The sequence below is a fragment of the Aquincola sp. J276 genome (assembly GCF_024700035.1).
GTDB classification, from domain to species: Bacteria; Pseudomonadota; Gammaproteobacteria; order Burkholderiales; family Burkholderiaceae_C; genus Aquincola; species Aquincola tertiaricarbonis.
In genome coordinates, this window is sequence record NZ_JAJONC010000001.1 from 117591 (window position 1) to 131949 (window position 14359).

The 14359-nt window shown below is 72.7% G+C and carries 13 protein-coding genes; 6 read left to right on the forward strand and 7 right to left on the reverse strand.

What is annotated here, in order from left to right; translation table 11 throughout:
• Positions 1 to 370 precede the first annotated feature (370 nt).
• From LRS14_RS00595 to parC, 3 genes are all read left to right on the forward strand, one after another.
• Complete coding sequence (locus LRS14_RS00595; protein WP_257800384.1) at positions 371 to 592, forward strand: PEP-CTERM sorting domain-containing protein; 222 nt, start codon at positions 371 to 373, stop codon at positions 590 to 592.
• Between the two features lie 227 nt (positions 593 to 819).
• On the forward strand, positions 820 to 1533 hold the full coding sequence (locus LRS14_RS00600; protein ID WP_257798202.1) for an ATP-binding protein: 714 nt from the start codon (positions 820 to 822) through the stop codon (positions 1531 to 1533).
• Positions 1534 to 1692: 159 nt separating this feature from the next.
• Positions 1693 to 4005, forward strand: coding sequence for a DNA topoisomerase IV subunit A (gene parC, locus LRS14_RS00605; protein ID WP_257798203.1), 2313 nt, complete (start codon positions 1693 to 1695; stop codon positions 4003 to 4005).
• A gap of 7 nt (positions 4006 to 4012) precedes the next feature.
• On the opposite strand, the gene argP is transcribed toward parC, so the two are convergent.
• From argP to LRS14_RS00630, 5 genes are all read right to left on the reverse strand, one after another.
• The gene (gene argP / locus LRS14_RS00610; RefSeq protein WP_257798204.1) at positions 4013 to 4954 is read right to left on the reverse strand and encodes an HTH-type transcriptional regulator ArgP; all 942 of its coding nucleotides are present in this window, start codon (positions 4952 to 4954) and stop codon (positions 4013 to 4015) included.
• A gap of 75 nt (positions 4955 to 5029) precedes the next feature.
• Entirely contained in the window at positions 5030 to 5935 is a 906-nt protein-coding gene (locus LRS14_RS00615; RefSeq protein ID WP_257798205.1) for a DMT family transporter, read from the reverse strand.
• A complete protein-coding gene (locus LRS14_RS00620; protein ID WP_257798206.1) occupies positions 5935 to 7077 on the reverse strand; it encodes a cysteine desulfurase family protein in 1143 nt (380 codons plus the stop codon). Before LRS14_RS00620 ends, LRS14_RS00615 begins: the two co-directional genes overlap by 1 nt.
• The gene (locus LRS14_RS00625; RefSeq protein WP_257798207.1) at positions 7074 to 7760 is read right to left on the reverse strand and encodes a hypothetical protein; all 687 of its coding nucleotides are present in this window, start codon (positions 7758 to 7760) and stop codon (positions 7074 to 7076) included. The genes LRS14_RS00620 and LRS14_RS00625 overlap by 4 nt, the downstream gene beginning before the upstream one ends.
• A gap of 168 nt (positions 7761 to 7928) precedes the next feature.
• Positions 7929 to 8732, reverse strand: coding sequence for a DeoR/GlpR family DNA-binding transcription regulator (locus LRS14_RS00630; RefSeq protein ID WP_257798208.1), 804 nt, complete (start codon positions 8730 to 8732; stop codon positions 7929 to 7931).
• A gap of 34 nt (positions 8733 to 8766) precedes the next feature.
• Between LRS14_RS00630 and LRS14_RS00635 the strand changes: the two genes are divergently transcribed.
• Together LRS14_RS00635 and LRS14_RS00640 are read left to right on the forward strand one after the other, a co-directional pair.
• Positions 8767 to 9933 carry an MFS transporter gene (locus LRS14_RS00635; protein WP_257798209.1) on the forward strand — a complete coding sequence of 389 codons (1167 nt, stop codon included), beginning with the start codon at positions 8767 to 8769 and terminating at the stop codon, positions 9931 to 9933.
• A 122-nt stretch (positions 9934 to 10055) separates the two neighbouring features.
• Complete coding sequence (locus tag LRS14_RS00640) at positions 10056 to 10754, forward strand: M48 family metalloprotease (protein ID WP_257798210.1); 699 nt, start codon at positions 10056 to 10058, stop codon at positions 10752 to 10754.
• 16 nt (positions 10755 to 10770) lie between these two features.
• Here the strand turns inward: LRS14_RS00640 and LRS14_RS00645 are convergent, their stop codons facing one another.
• Positions 10771 to 11250, reverse strand: coding sequence for a disulfide bond formation protein B (locus LRS14_RS00645; protein ID WP_257798211.1), 480 nt, complete (start codon positions 11248 to 11250; stop codon positions 10771 to 10773).
• Between the two features lie 5 nt (positions 11251 to 11255).
• Complete coding sequence (locus tag LRS14_RS00650; RefSeq protein ID WP_046114562.1) at positions 11256 to 11723, reverse strand: RidA family protein; 468 nt, start codon at positions 11721 to 11723, stop codon at positions 11256 to 11258.
• Positions 11724 to 11807: 84 nt separating this feature from the next.
• On the opposite strand from LRS14_RS00650, the gene LRS14_RS00655 reads away from it, so the two are divergent.
• Positions 11808 to 14312, forward strand: a complete 2505-nt coding sequence (locus LRS14_RS00655) for a DNA internalization-related competence protein ComEC/Rec2 (RefSeq protein ID WP_257798212.1) — start codon at positions 11808 to 11810, stop codon at positions 14310 to 14312.
• Positions 14313 to 14359 lie beyond the last annotated feature (47 nt).

Consider the following 14359-nt stretch of genomic DNA (forward strand, 5'->3'; position numbering starts at 1 on the left):
CCGCCATCGGGCCGGGACGAAGACAGTCCACACCGGTCCCGCAGTACAGCCGTTCAACCACCCCATGAAGTACCTCTCCCTCGTCGCCGCCGTCGCCACCACCCTGATGGCCGCCGTGCCGGCCCAGGCCAAGCCGAAGTCCGTCGCCGTGTGCTCCGTCACCGACTTGTCGCCCCAGGCCTCCGCCTGCGCCGGCTTCTTCAGCGGCAACCTGCTGAACAACAAGGCCGACAACGTGCTGGCCCAGAAGACCGCGCTCAACTCGCTGGGCTTCACCTGGAACGGCGACTTCAACGCCGTCGAGAAGATCGAGTTCTCCGGCCAGACGGTGAACTTCGCCACCCTGCTCAACGGCACCACCTACGTGGCCATGCATTTCGGCAATGGCCAGGGCGGCCCGGGCAACGGCACCGCGTTCTACCGCTTCGATGCCGGCACCAACCTGGACACCTTCAACCTGAGCTACAGCGCCGTCTCCAACGCCGTGCTGTATTCCACCGCGCTGCCCCCGGTGCCCGAGCCCGAGACCTACGCGCTGATGCTGGCCGGCCTGGCCGCCGTGGGCTGGGTGGCCCGCCGCCGCGCCCGCTGAAGCGCCACCGCTCCATCGGACCCGGCCCTGCAAGCGCAGGGCTTTTTTTCACCTGGGCGTTGACGCCGCGACCGCCCGGCTTTTCGGCATCACTTCTATCAATTACGACGGCTCGCATGCCGATACAACGTTGCATCCAGACTGATCGGGGCAACTCCATGGGACAGGCTATTCCGGGGCAGTTGATGGTGGTTCGCGCCGCGGCGCGGCGCGCGGCGGCAGACCAGGTGGCAAGGGACGCTGCCGCGCGGCAATGGCCGGTGCGTCACGGCCTGTTCGATGCGCCGGGCGAGCTGGACCACTTCACCCGCCGCGTGGCGCACGACCTGCGCGGGCCGCTGTACGGCATGAGCACCTTGTCCAGCCTGTGCCGCCAGCGGCTGGAGGAGGGTGACGTGCAGCAGGTGCGGCAGTGGGTGTCGATGATCGAGCAGCACAGCCACCGGCTGGGCGACATGGTCAGCTCGATGCTGGAGCTGCTGCAGGTGGGCGCGGCCATGCCCAGCCGCACGCCGGTGGCGCTGGCGGAGCTGGTGGCGGCATTGCGGCAGCAGCAGCCCGCGCCGCCGGAGGTGGTGCTGCGGGTGCAGCCACTGCCCCAGCTGCGGGTGGACCCGGAACTCATCAGCCAGGTGTTCGCCCGGCTGCTGGACAACGCCTTCAAGTTCACCCGCCATGTGCCGCGCCCACGGGTGGACCTGCGCTGCGAGAACCTGGGTGCGCACTGGCGCTTCCAGGTGCGCGACAACGGCTGCGGCTTTCCGCCCGAGCGGGTGGACGAGCTGTTCCATCCCTTCGCCCGGCTGCATGGCGACGACTTCCCCGGCGCCGGCATCGGCCTGGCGGTGGTGCGCCACATCGTCGAGCTGCATGGCGGCCAGGTGTGGGCCGACACCAGCCCCGGCCGCGGCGCCACCTTCTCGTTCACGCTGCCGGCGTGACCGGCGCCGGCGGGCGACGCCGGCAACCCCACTAACATCGGGCCTCTTTCCCATGCGCCGCCGCACGGGCGCTGCTGCCGCAGCCCCGCGGCGCCGCCCGGGCGCCGGGCCGCCAGGCCCTTGCAGGCGCCGCCTTCCGAAGCGTCCCCCGATGAGTCCATGGACCAGCTTGAACTGATGCCACCCGCCGATGGCGGGAACCCCGACGCCATCACGCTTGCGCACTATGCGGAGCGGGCCTATCTCGAATATGCGCTGAGCGTGGTCAAGGGCCGCGCGCTGCCCGACGTGTGCGACGGCCAGAAGCCGGTGCAGCGCCGCATCCTCTATGCGATGGAGCGCATGGGCCTGGCCTTCACCACCGCCACCGGACCGAAGCCGGTGAAGAGCGCGCGGGTGGTGGGCGACGTGCTGGGCCGCTTCCATCCCCATGGCGACACCGCGGCCTATGACGCGCTGGTGCGCATGGCGCAGGACTTCAGCCAGCGTTATCCGCTGATCGACGGCCAGGGCAACTTCGGCAGCCGCGACGGCGACGGCGCCGCGGCCATGCGCTACACCGAGGCCCGGCTGGCGCCCATCACCCGGCTGCTGCTGGACGAGATCGACGAAGGCACGGTCGACTTCATCCCCAACTACGACGGCTCCACCGACGAGCCGCGCCAGCTGCCGGCGCGGCTGCCCTTCGTGCTGCTCAACGGCGCCAGCGGCATCGCCGTGGGCCTGGCCACCGAGGTGCCCAGCCACAACCTGCGCGAGGTGGCCGCGGCCGCGGTGCTGCTGATCAAGCAGGAGCTGGTGAGCGACGACGAGCTGCTGGCCGTGCTGCCGGGCCCGGACTATCCCGGCGGCGGCCAGATCATCAGCAGTGCCACCGACATCCGCGAGGCCTATGCCACCGGCCGCGGCAGCCTGAAGGTGCGCGCCCGCTGGAAGATCGAGGACCTGGCCCGCGGCCAGTGGCAGGTGGTGGTGAACGAACTGCCGCCCGGCACCAGCAGCCAGAAGGTGCTGGAAGAGATCGAGGAGCTGACCAACCCCAAGGTCAAGGCCGGCAAGAAGGCGCTGAGCACCGAGCAGACCCAGCTCAAGACCACGGTGCTGGGCGTGCTGGATGCGGTGCGCGACGAGTCGAGCAAGGACGCGCCGGTGCGGCTGGTGTTCGAGCCCAAGAGCCGCACGGTCGACCAGCAGGAGCTGATCAACGTGCTGCTGGCCCACACCAGCCTGGAGAGCTCCGCGCCGATCAACCTGACGATGGTGGGCGCCGACGGCAAGCCCACGCAGAAGAGCCTGCGGCAGATCCTGCTGGAGTGGATCGGCTTCCGCACCGCCACCGTGGAGCGCCGCACGCGCCACCGGCTGGGCAAGGTGCTCGACCGCATCCATGTGCTGGAAGGCCGGCAGCTGGTGCTGCTCAACATCGACGAGGTGATCCGCATCATTCGCAATGCGGACGAGCCCAAGCCGGCGCTCATCGAGCGCTTTGCGCTGAGCGACCGCCAGGCCGAGGACATCCTCGAGATCCGGCTGCGCCAGCTGGCCCGGCTGGAAGCCATCAAGATCGAGCAGGAGCTGGCCGACAAGCGCACCGAGCAGAAGAAACTGGAAGACATCCTGGCCACGCCGGCCTCGCTCAAGCGCACCGTGGTGCGCGAGATCGAGGCCGATGCCAAGGCCCATGGCGACGAGCGCCGCACGCTGATCCAGGCCGACAAGCGCGCCCAGGCCGAGGTGCGCATCGTCGACGAGCCGGTGACCGTGGTGGTGAGCCTCAAGGGCTGGGTGCGTGCGCTCAAGGGCCACGAGATCGACACCACCACGCTGGCCTTCAAGGCGGGCGATGCGCTGTACGGCACCTTCGCCTGCCGCAGCGTCGATCCGCTGCTGGTGTTCGGCAGCAATGGCCGGGTGTACACGGTGGCGGTGTCGCTGCTGCCGGGTGGCCGTGGTGACGGCGCGCCCATCACCTCGCTGATCGAGCTGGAAGCCGGCACGCAGCCGGCGCACTACATGGCCGGCCCGCTGGAGGCCACGCTGCTGCTGGCCAACACCGGCGGCTACGGACTGCTGGCCAAGATCGGCGACCTGCTGTCGCGCCAGCGCGGCGGCAAGAGCTTCCTCACGCTGGACGACGACGCCAAGGTGCTGCCGCCCATCCCGGTGCTGCCGGCGCACACGCAGGTGGCCACGCTGGCGCTGGACGGCCGGCTGCTGGTGTTCGCGCTCGACGAGCTGAAGCTGCAGCCCGGCGGCGGCAAGGGCCTGACGCTGATGGACGTCGACGCCACCGCGCCGCTGGTCTCGGTGGCCACGCTGGCCACCAGCTGCACCGTGCACGGCCGCGGCCGCGGCGGCAAGGCCAAGGAAGAGGTGCTGCGCAACACGGCGCTCGAAGCCCACGTCGGCAAGCGCGCGCGCAAGGGCCGCAAGGTGGAAGGGCTGCAGAAGGTGATGCGCGTCACCGCCTGACCGCCGCTCAGCCAGGCGGTGGCGCTGCTCGGCCCGGCACCGGGGCCAGCGGCTCCAGCGCCCGGGCCGCCTGCGCCAGCACCAGTGCCGTGACCTGCGCGGCCAGCTCCGGCTCGGCCTGCCAGCGGTGCCAGTACAGCGGCACGCCGATGCCGCGGCCGGGCGCCAGGTCGACCAGCGTGCCGGCCTTCAGCAGCGGCGCGGCCTGCATCGCCGGCACCAGGCCGAAGCCGAAGCCCTGCGCGATCAGCGCCAGCAGCGCCTGCGGCGAAGGCACGTAGTGGCACACCGGCAGCTCGGGCACGAAGCCGAGCAGCTGGCGGAAGAAGTCGGCCTGCAGGGTGTCGCGGCGGTCGAACATCAGCGCCGGCGCCGACAGCAGCGCCGCGGGAACCAGGCCGCCGCCGAAGTGGCGCCGCGCGAAGGCCGGGTGGGCCACGCAGCGATAGGCCATGCGGCCCAGCGGCTCGGCGCTGAAGCCGGTCATCGGCCGCGCCGCGGTGGAGACGCAGCCCACCACCTCGCCTCGGGTCAGGCGGCCGAAGGTGTGGTCCTGGTCGTCGATCACCAGTTCCAGCGCGATGCGCGGATGCGCCAGCAGCGCGGTGAGGGCGCCGCCGAACCAGGTGGCCAGTGAATCGGCGCTCACCGCCACCGCCAGCGGCACCGGCCGGCCGGCGGCCTGCGCCGGCGCCAGCCGCTGCAGCGTGGCTTCCTCCAGCAGCCTGAGCGCCTGCACATGGCGCAGCAGCACCTCGCCGGCGGCGGTGGGCAGCACCGGCCGCTCACGCACCAGCAGCACGGCGGCCATGGACTCCTCCAGCGCGCGGATGCGCTGCGAGACCGCGCCGCGGGTGAGGTTCATGGCCGTGGCGGCACGCTCGAAGCTCTGATGCGCCACCACGCTGGCGAAGGTCTCGAGCTGGTCGCGGTCCCAGGGGCTGGCCATCGGTGGCGGTTCTTCCTGCGGTGGATGAGGTGGGCGCCGGACCCGGGACCGCAGTAGCCGTTGCGCGCGGCGATGTTAAGAGCCGCGCGGCCGCCACTCGGCCACCACCATGCCGGCGACGATCAGCGCAGCCGCCAGCGCCACCTGCGCGCCCAGCGGCTCGTGCAGCAGCCAGAAGGCCAGCAGCGCCGCGAACACCGGCTCCAGGTTGAAGATCATCGCGGCGCGCATCGGGCTGGTGTCGCGCTGGTAGCGGGTCTGCACCGCATAGGGCAGGGCGGTGGACAGCAGCGCGGTGGCCGCCACCAGCAGCAGGAAGCCGGTGTCCTCCCAGGGCGGCGGCGCCGGCGGCTGTTGCCAGCCCAGCGCGGCCGACAGCAGCGCCACCACCAGCAGCTGCAGCACGGTCAGGCTGGCGCTGGGCAGGCGGCCGGCGCTGCCGGCCAGCAGCAGCATGTGCAGCGCCGACACCCACGAGCCCGCGACCACCAGCGCATCGCCGGCGCCCAGGGCATCGAGCCGGCCGCCGGCCATCGCCACCACGCCGGCGGCGCACAGGGCCACCCCGGCCCAGGCCGCCGGCGGCAGCGGCCGGTGCAGCCACACGCGGGTGATGAGCGGGATCCACACCACCGTCAGCCCGGCCAGCAGGCCGGTGTTGGTGGCACTGGTGCGCTGCAGCCCGCTCATCAGCAGCGCAAACACCGCGAACAGCAGCAGCCCCAGCAGCAGTCCGCTGCGCAGCACCGCCGGCCGCCACTGCGCCCGCTCCCGCCAGGCCAGCGGCAGCACCAGCAGCGCGGCCAGCGCGAAGCGCCAGCCCAGCGTGGGCCACACCGGCTGCGAGGCCAGCGCCGACTTCATCAGCACGAAGCCGGCGCCCCAGCCGGCGGCAGCCCCGGCCAGCAGCAGCTCGGCGCGCAGGCGGCTGCGCAGGCCGGGCCGGGCCGGTGCGGGCGCGGACGGGTGCGTGGGCTGCATCAGCGCTGCCGGCAGGCGGCGACGTCCAGCGCCAGCAGGCGGGCGGCCAGCACCGCGTCGTCATGGCGGGTGGGCCGGCCGAAGCTCAGCCGCAGGCTGGCGCCCACCAGCGCCGGCGCCAGCCCCATGGCCGTGAGCACATGCGAGGGCTGCTGGGCGCCGCTGTTGCAGGCGGAGCCGTCGGAGACCGCCAGCCCGCTGAGCGACTGCAGCAGGGCCTGCGGATTGACGTCCGGGAACGACAGGTTCACGCAGTGCGGCAGGGCCTGTTCCAGCGGCGTGTTGTTGATGAAGTCCACGCGGGTGGCCAGCTCGGCCAGGAAGGACTGGCGCAGCCGGGCGGCACGCAGCGGCTCGGTGGGCAGCAGCGACATGGCCAGCTCCACCGCGCGATGCAGCCCGACGATGGCCGGCACGTTGGGCGTGCCGCCGCGCAGGCCGCCTTCCTGGCCGCCGCCTTCGATCAGCGGCTGCAGCAGGCGGTCTTCGCGCAGCTGCCGGCTGGCATAGGCCACGCCAATGCCCTTCGGCCCGTAGATCTTGTGGCCCGAGAACGTCATCAGGTCGATGCCCAGCGCCCGCGGCTGGACCGGCAGCTGCCCGATGGCCTGGGTGGCGTCGCAATGCAGCGGAATGCCCCGGGCATGGGCCACCGAGGCGATGGCGTCGATGGGATGCAGGCTGCCGGTCTCGTTGTTGCCGTACATGGCGCTGACCAGCACCGTGTCGTCCCGCAGGGCGTCCTGGAGGCGGGCCGGGTCGAGGATGCCGCGCCCATCGACCGGCAGCAGGGTCAGGCTGAATCCCTGGCGCTGCAACGTGCGCAGCGGCGCCAGCACCGACTTGTGCTCGGTGACCACCGACACCACGTGGCCGCGGCCACGGCTGCCGGCCAGGCCCTTGATCAGCAGGTTGTTGGCCTCGGTCGCGCCGCTGGTGAACACGATCTCCGCCGCATCCACGCCCAGCGCCTGCGCAATGCCGCGCCGCGCCTTCTCCACCGCGGCTTCGGCCTGCAGGCCGTAGAGGTGCGGGCTCGACGGATTGCCGAAGCGCCCGCCGAAGAACGGCAGCATCGCTTCCAGCACGCTGTCGTCCACGGGCGTGGTCGCCTGGTAATCGAAATACAGGATGTCGTTCATCGCGGCAGGAAATCCCGGCTCAGGTAGGCCCGGGGAAACAGGTGCTCGCACCAGGTGTCGCACACCACCGGCATCAGCAGGTCGCTGGCGCGGTGCGGCGGACGCAGCAGTGAAAAGGCCGCCTCGGCGCCCTTGGAAACCTTGTCGCGGTCGGCCGGCGAACACAGGTCGATCACCACCTTCGACGCCGCCAGGGTATCGGGCGCCATGCGTTCCAGGGTATAGGCGTAGTAGCCGCCCATGATGGCCGGGCATTTGCCCACCCAGCGGTCGCCGCGTTCCTCGAACAGCACGATGGGCGCGCCGAAGCGCGAGTCCAGCTGCCAGCGGTGGCCGGCCTCATGCAGCGGCACGCTGTGCAGCCGCGGCTGTTGCTGCCGCCGGTCGGGTGCCGCCAGCAGCTTGCGCAGGCGCCGCAGCGCCCAGTTGCGCATGTGGCGTTCGGTGGTCAGCGTCACCTGCTGGCCGTGGCGCTCGGCCAACAAGCGGATCTCGGCCAGCATGGCGTGCAGGGCGGCTTCGTCGTGGGGGCCGGTGCCCGGCGTGCACAGGGTGTCGTTGCACTGGGCGCCCAGGTCGTTCACCAGGACGTCGAAACCGATGCGGCGGCTGGGATCCGCAGTGGCCAGCAGCGCGCCGATTTCAAATGCGCGCTGCAGCGACGCGCGGGAAAAGGCATCCACGCCCCTGTCCGCATCGAAATAGCCGCCCTGGATCACGAAATGGGTGCCGGGATATCGCCCCGGTCCCAGTCCATATTCTTGAAGAGTTTCGGGAATGGTCAGCATCGCCGGCCACTCTAGGGCCGGGTACGGCAGCGCGGCGGCCGATTCAGTATTTCTGGCGCACGGTTAGTTTTTCTGCCCCATGGGGGGCAGGCGGCGGCCGGCGAGAAATGCGTGCTCCGCGTCAGTCACGATGTGGTCGAGTTCCGCGAGTTCGGCCACCGCGCACGGCGCTACCTGGTCCAGCTTGCTTGCGTCGCACAGCACCACGCGCCGCACCGCGCCGCGCACCATGGCGCGCTTGATGGCGGCGTCGCCTGGCTGCCAGGCGGTGACGCCGGTGCGCTCATGCAGCGCGCAGGCGCCCAGGAAGGCGATGTCGGCCCGGTGCGCCTGCAGCGTGGCCAGCGCCTGTTCGCCTTCGAACACCCGATGCTCCGGCAGCCAGTGGCCCCCGGCCAGTACCGGCCGCACCTGGGGCGCATCCGCCAGCGTGAGGAACACGTCCAGCGAGTGCGTGACCACGGTGATCGGCCTTGGTGCGTCGTCGGCGCGCAGCTGGTGCGCCAGCGCCAGCATGGTGCTGCCGCCGTCGATGAACAGCGTCTGGTGCGGCTGGACGAGCCCCACTGCGGTGCGCGCCAGGGCCTGCTTGACGCCGGGCATCACCGCCGCGCGTTGCTGCGAGCTCATGACGCCGGTGTTGAGCGCCACCGCGCCCCCATGGGTCTTCTGCACCAGGCCGCGCGCGGCCAGCTGCCGCAGGTCGCGGCGGATGGTGTCGTCGGACACGCCGTACTGCGCCGCCAGCGGCGCAACTTCCACGCGGCCGCGGGTCTTCAGCAGCTCGGCGATGCGCTGCTGGCGCTCCTGGGCGAAGCGGGGCAGGTCGTCGGCGGCGGGCGAGGGCGGCGGCGTGTGCATGATCATGCACGAATGTATTTGATCGTGCATACTCGTGCAAATGACGTCGACCCTCAGTGCCGATCTGCGTTCTGCCCGCCTCGCCACCCGCCTGCAGTTCCTGGCCTTCGGCTTCATTACCGGCAGCTGGGGTGCGCACGTGCCCAGTGCGAAGGCGCACTACGGCCTGTCGGAGGCGCAGCTGTCGGTGGCCCTGCTGGCGGCCGCGCTGGGCGCAGTGGCCTGCCTGCTGAAGGCGGGCGCCATCGTGCAGTGGCTGGGCCCGCGGCGGGTGGTGCAGCTGGCCGGCACCACCGCCTGCGGCGTGCTGGCCTCGGTGCTGCTGCCCTCCAGCGGGCAGGGCGCGCCGCTGGCCATGCTGCCGCTGCTGCTGCTGCTGGGCGTGTTCGGCGCGGCCACCGCGCTGTTCGACGTGGCCATCAATGCCGAAGGGTCGCTCCTGGAAACTCGTGGCGGCCTCAAGGTGATGAGCGGCTTCCACGGCATGTGGAGCCTGGGCGCGATGGGCGGCGCCGGCGTGGGCGGCCTGCTGCTGAAGGCGCAGGTGCCGCCGCTGTGGCAGCTGGCCGGCGCCTGCGCGGTGGCCTGGGCAGTGATCCTGGCGGCGGCGCCGCGCATGCTGGCCGAGCATCCGCCGGCCGAGCACGGCGAAGGCGGCCCGCGCCGCTGGACGGCGCTGCTGGTGCTGCTGGGCCTGCTGGCGGCCGCCGGCCTGGTGGCCGAAGGCGCGATCTACGACTGGAGCGTGCTCTGGATCACCCAGGACCTGCAGCAGACGCAGTCGGTCGGCGCGGCCGGATATGCGGCCTTTGCCGGCGCCATGGCGCTGGCGCGCTTCGGCGGCGACTGGTTGCGCACGCACATCAGCGCGCCGCGGCTGCTGGCCGGCAGCGGGCTGCTGGCGGCGGCGGCCATGAGCCTGGCGTTGCTGTCGCACAGCGCCTGGGTGGCGGTGCCGGCGCTAGCGGTGGTGGGTGCCGGGCTGGCCAATGTGGTGCCCATCCTGTTCATGGCGGCCAGCCGCGCGCCGGGCGTGGCGCCGGCCGCGGGCATCGCTGCGGTGTCGTCGCTGGGTTACCTGGGCTTCGTCGCCGGCCCGCCGCTGATCGGCGGCGTGGCGCATGCCAGCTCGCTCACCGGCGGCATGGCGGTGCTGGTGGTGGCGTCGCTGGTCTTGGCCTGGGGCGCACGCCGCTTGCCACGCTAGGCGCAGGCGCCGCCCGCCACACCGTGGTGCGGGCAGCGTCTTCGGGTTAACCCGGGCGCGGGTACGCATGTTGCAGCGCACCACCGTGCCGCCCGCCGGGCCGGCCCTCCGGAGACCTGCGCATGCCCACCGCCCGCTTCCGCCATCCGTTCTTCCCCGCCGCTGGCCTGTTGGCGGTCTGCGTGGGCATGTGCCTGGTCGCCGCGCCCGCGGCGGCCGGGGAGGGCATGCCGGCCGCCGACGCCGGCGCGCCCATCACCCAGGTGCTGGAACGCTCCCAGGCGCTGCGGCTGGCGGCGCTCACGCCGGTGGCCGCGGGCGATGCGCGGCTGCAGCTGCTGCAGCAGGGCTTCCAGCAGGTGCTGGCCCATGCGCCGGAGGCCCGGGGCCTGCCGGTCACGCTGCAGGTGGTCACCGGCCCGGTGCTGGCCGAGACCTTCCACGGCCGGGTGCTGGTGGTGCATGCCGACCTGGCCGCGCGGCCGGAAGGCGAGCGCCTGTTCGTGCTGGCGCATGAGCTGGGCCATGCGGTGCATGCCGACTGGGCGGCGGTGCGCGCGGTGTACCGCCGGCACATCCCGGCGGAGGTGGTGCAGCAGCGCACCGACCCGGTGGCCGCCCTGCTGGGCCGCGAGATGTCGGCGCTGTCGCACGAGCAGGAGCTGAATGCCGATGCCTATGCGATGCAGGTGCTGGGCCGCATGGGCTACGGCATCGAGGTGGCCATCGCCACCCTGGCGCGCCACGGCGTGCAGCCCGACACGCCCACGCACCCCGGCACCCGCAGGCGGCTGGCCGGGCTGCGCAACGCCGCGCCCTGAATGGCCCGCCGAGGCCTCAGCGCCGCAGCAGCCGCAGCGCCGCCAGCGCGAAGATGGCGTACAGCGCCAGGCTGAAGAACTCGTAGGGCACGCCGGCCAGCTTGACGGCGGCGTCCGCGCAGGAGGCCCGGGCCTGGAACACCTCGGGTGCCAGGCCGTCCAGCCCCAGGCCGCTGACGATGCGGTCGGCCAGCGTCAGGTTGCACGACGCCGTGGCCGCGGCCACGAAGTGCTGCCACAGCGCCGCGGCCACGCCGGCCAGCGACAGCCCCAGCACCAGCAGTGCCGACAGCCCGCGGCCCAGCCCGTTGCGGATCACCAGCCCGATGCCGCAGGCGATGGCGATGGCCACGAAGATCGCCCGCTGCAGCACGCACCACGGGCAGGGCTGCATGTCGAACAGATGCTGCGACACCAGTGCCGCCGCCACCGCGGCCAGCGAGACCAGCGCGATCATGCCCAGCCATGCATCGGCACGGCGGGCGGGCGAAGCCACCTCCCTCACTGGGCCACTTCGGCGATCAGCTCGATCTCGACGCAGGCGCCCATCGGGATCTGCGCCACGCCGAAGGCGCTGCGTGCATGCGCGCCCACCTGGCTGCCGAACACCTCGCCTAGCAGCTCCGAGGCGCCGTTGGTCACAAGGTGCGCCTCGGTGAACTCGGGCGTCACGTTCACCAGGCTCATCAGCTTGACGATGCGGGTCACGCGCGAGAGGTCGCCCACCGCCGCCTGCAGCGTGCCCATCAGGTCGATGGCGATGGCGCGCGCGGCGGCCTTGCCTTCGTCGGTGGTCATGGTGGCGCCCAGCTTGCCCACCCACGGCTTGCCGTCCTTACGCGCGATGTGGCCCGACAGGAACACCAGGTTGCCCGTCTGCACGAAGGGCACGTAGGCGGCGGCCGGCGTGGCCACGGCAGGCAGCGTGATGCCAAGGGATTGCAGGCGGTCGTGGATCGCGGAAGACATGACGGACGGGTCCTTCGGAGCTGGCTGAAACAGGAGCGCGGGATCGTACACCCCGCTTTGGGGGCTTGTGCCTACACTGGCCGCATGGGTGGAGATGCGGCGGGCCTGAAGCTCGCCGGGCTGGTAGTCGCATGGCTCGGCGGCGTGCTGCTGCAAACCACCCAGCCGCAGCTCTGGCCACCACAGGCCTACCTGGCCGGCATGGCGCTCGGACTGGTGCTGCTGGCATCCGCTGCCGCGGTGCCGCGATCGGCGCCCGGCGGCGGTGGCTGGCCCCGCCTGGCCTGCCGGGCCACCGGCCTGCTGCTGCTGGCCTTCGCCTCCACCGGCTGGCGCGCCAGCCAGGTGTTGGCGGAGGCCTTGCCGCAGGCCGCGGTGCAGCGCGACGTGGTGGCTGAAGGCACCGTCACGGGCCTGCCGCGCCGCATGGGCGGCGGCCTGCAATTCGGGTTCGAGGTGGACCGCGCGACGCTGGACGGCGAGCCGGTGGCCGTGCCACGGCGCCTGCTGCTGGGCTGGTATGCCGGCCGCGACGACGCCGACGACGGCGGCCCGGCGCTGCCCGCGTTGGCCACGCGGCTGCAGTCCGGCGAGCGCTGGCGCTTCAGCCTGCGCTTGAAGCCGCCGCACGGGCTGGCCAACCCGCATGGCTTCGACCGCGAGCTGTGGCTGTTCGAGCAGCGCATCCGCGCCACCGGCTCGGTGCGCGAGGCCGGCCCCGCCGCGCCGCAGCGGCTGCAAGCCGCGCCGGTCACCGCGCTGGGCCGGTGGCGCCAGCAGGCCCGGGACGCGGTGCTGCTGCAGGTGCCCGACAGCCGTGCGGCCGGCGTGCTGGCCGCGCTGGCAGTGGGCGACCAGGCGGCCATCGAACCCGCCGACTGGGCCCTGTTCCGCGACACCGGCGTGGCCCACCTGATGAGCATCAGCGGCCTGCACGTCACCATGTTCGCCTGGTTGGCCACCGGCCTTGTCGGGGCCGGCTGGCGCCGCAGCCCCCGCCTGATGCAGCTGGCCGCCACGCCCCATGCGGCCCGCTGGGGCGGCGTGCTGGGCGCGGCGGCGTATGCCGCCTTCGCGGGCTGGGGCGTGCCCGCCCAGCGCACGGTGTGGATGCTGGCCACCGCCGCGCTGCTGGCCAGCGGCCGCCTGCGCTGGCCGCCGCTGCTGGTGCTGCTGGCCGCGGCTGCGGTGGTGTCGGTGGCCGATCCCTGGGCCCTGCTGCAGCCGGGCTTCTGGCTGTCCTTCGTGGCGGTGGGCCTGCTGATGCTGGGCGGTGACGCGCCGGCACGTGCCCATGCCGACCGCGAGTCCGCCAGCGATCCGGCCGCCGCTGCGGACATCGACACCGGGCTCGAGCGCCCGCCACCCACGTCCGCCTGGCGGCGCCTGCTGCAGGCCACCCGCCAGCTGCTGCACACCCAGGCGGTGGCCACGCTGGGGCTGGCGCCGCTCACGCTGGTGTTCTTCCAGCAGCTGTCGCTGGTGGGCTTCGTCGCCAACCTGGTGGCCATTCCGGTGGTCACGCTGCTCATCACGCCGCTGGCCCTGCTGGGCCTGCTGTGGCCGTCGCTGTGGGACGCGGGCGCGGCCGTGCTGCAGCTGCTCACCGCCGGCCTGGGGCACCTGCCGCACGGCCCGGATGGCGTCTTCATCGCCGCCGTGGCCCCGGCCTGGGCGCGGGCGGCGGGCCTGCTGGGTGGCTTGCTGCTGCTGCCGGTGCTGCCCCTGCGGCTGCGCCTGCTGGGCCTGGCGCTGCTGCTGCCACTGCTGTGGCCGGCGGTGCCGCGGCCCGCCGAAGGCCGCTTCGAGGCGCTGGCCGCCGACGTGGGCCAGGGCAGCGCGGTGCTCGTGCGCACGCGGCATCACCTGCTGCTGTACGACACCGGCCCCACCTACGGCCCCGGCGCCGATGCCGGCGGCCGCGTGCTGTTGCCCTTGCTGCGCGCCCGCGGCGAGCGGCGCATCCACCTGCTGGTGCTCAGCCACCGCGACAGCGACCACGTCGGCGGCGCCGCCTCGCTGCGGGCCGCCATGCCGGTAGACCGGCTGCTCAGCTCACTGGATGAAGGCCATGCGCTGCGTGCCGGTCCGCAGCCCCATGCGCGCTGCGCCGCGGGCCAGCGCTGGCAGTGGGACGGCGTGCGCTTCGAGTTGCTGCATCCGCCCCCGCCGCCAGCGCCGTTGCCAGCCCGCCCGAACGCACGCAGCTGCGTGCTGCGCGTGGAGGACGCGCAAGGCCGCAGCCTGCTGCTGGCCGGCGACATCGAAGCCGCCGAGGAAGCGCAGCTGGCGGCCACGCAGGCCGCCGCGCTGCGCAGCGACGTGCTGCTGGTGCCGCACCACGGCAGCCGCACCTCGTCCACGCCGGCCTTCCTCGATGCGGTGGCGCCTCGGGTGGCGGTGGTGCAGGCCGGCCACCTCAACCGCCATGGCCATCCGCATGACGCGGTGCTGGCGCGCTACACCGCCCGGGGCGTGCAGGTGACGCGCAGCGATACTTGCGGCGCTTGGGCATGGCGTGAGGGCGCCATGACCTGCGAACGCCAGAGTTCTCCGCAGTATTGGCGTCGGTCCACGCCATCGCGTTGATGGCGTGGAAGTTGCAACGCACCCGAAGTCAGATCAAAGGAATCGTT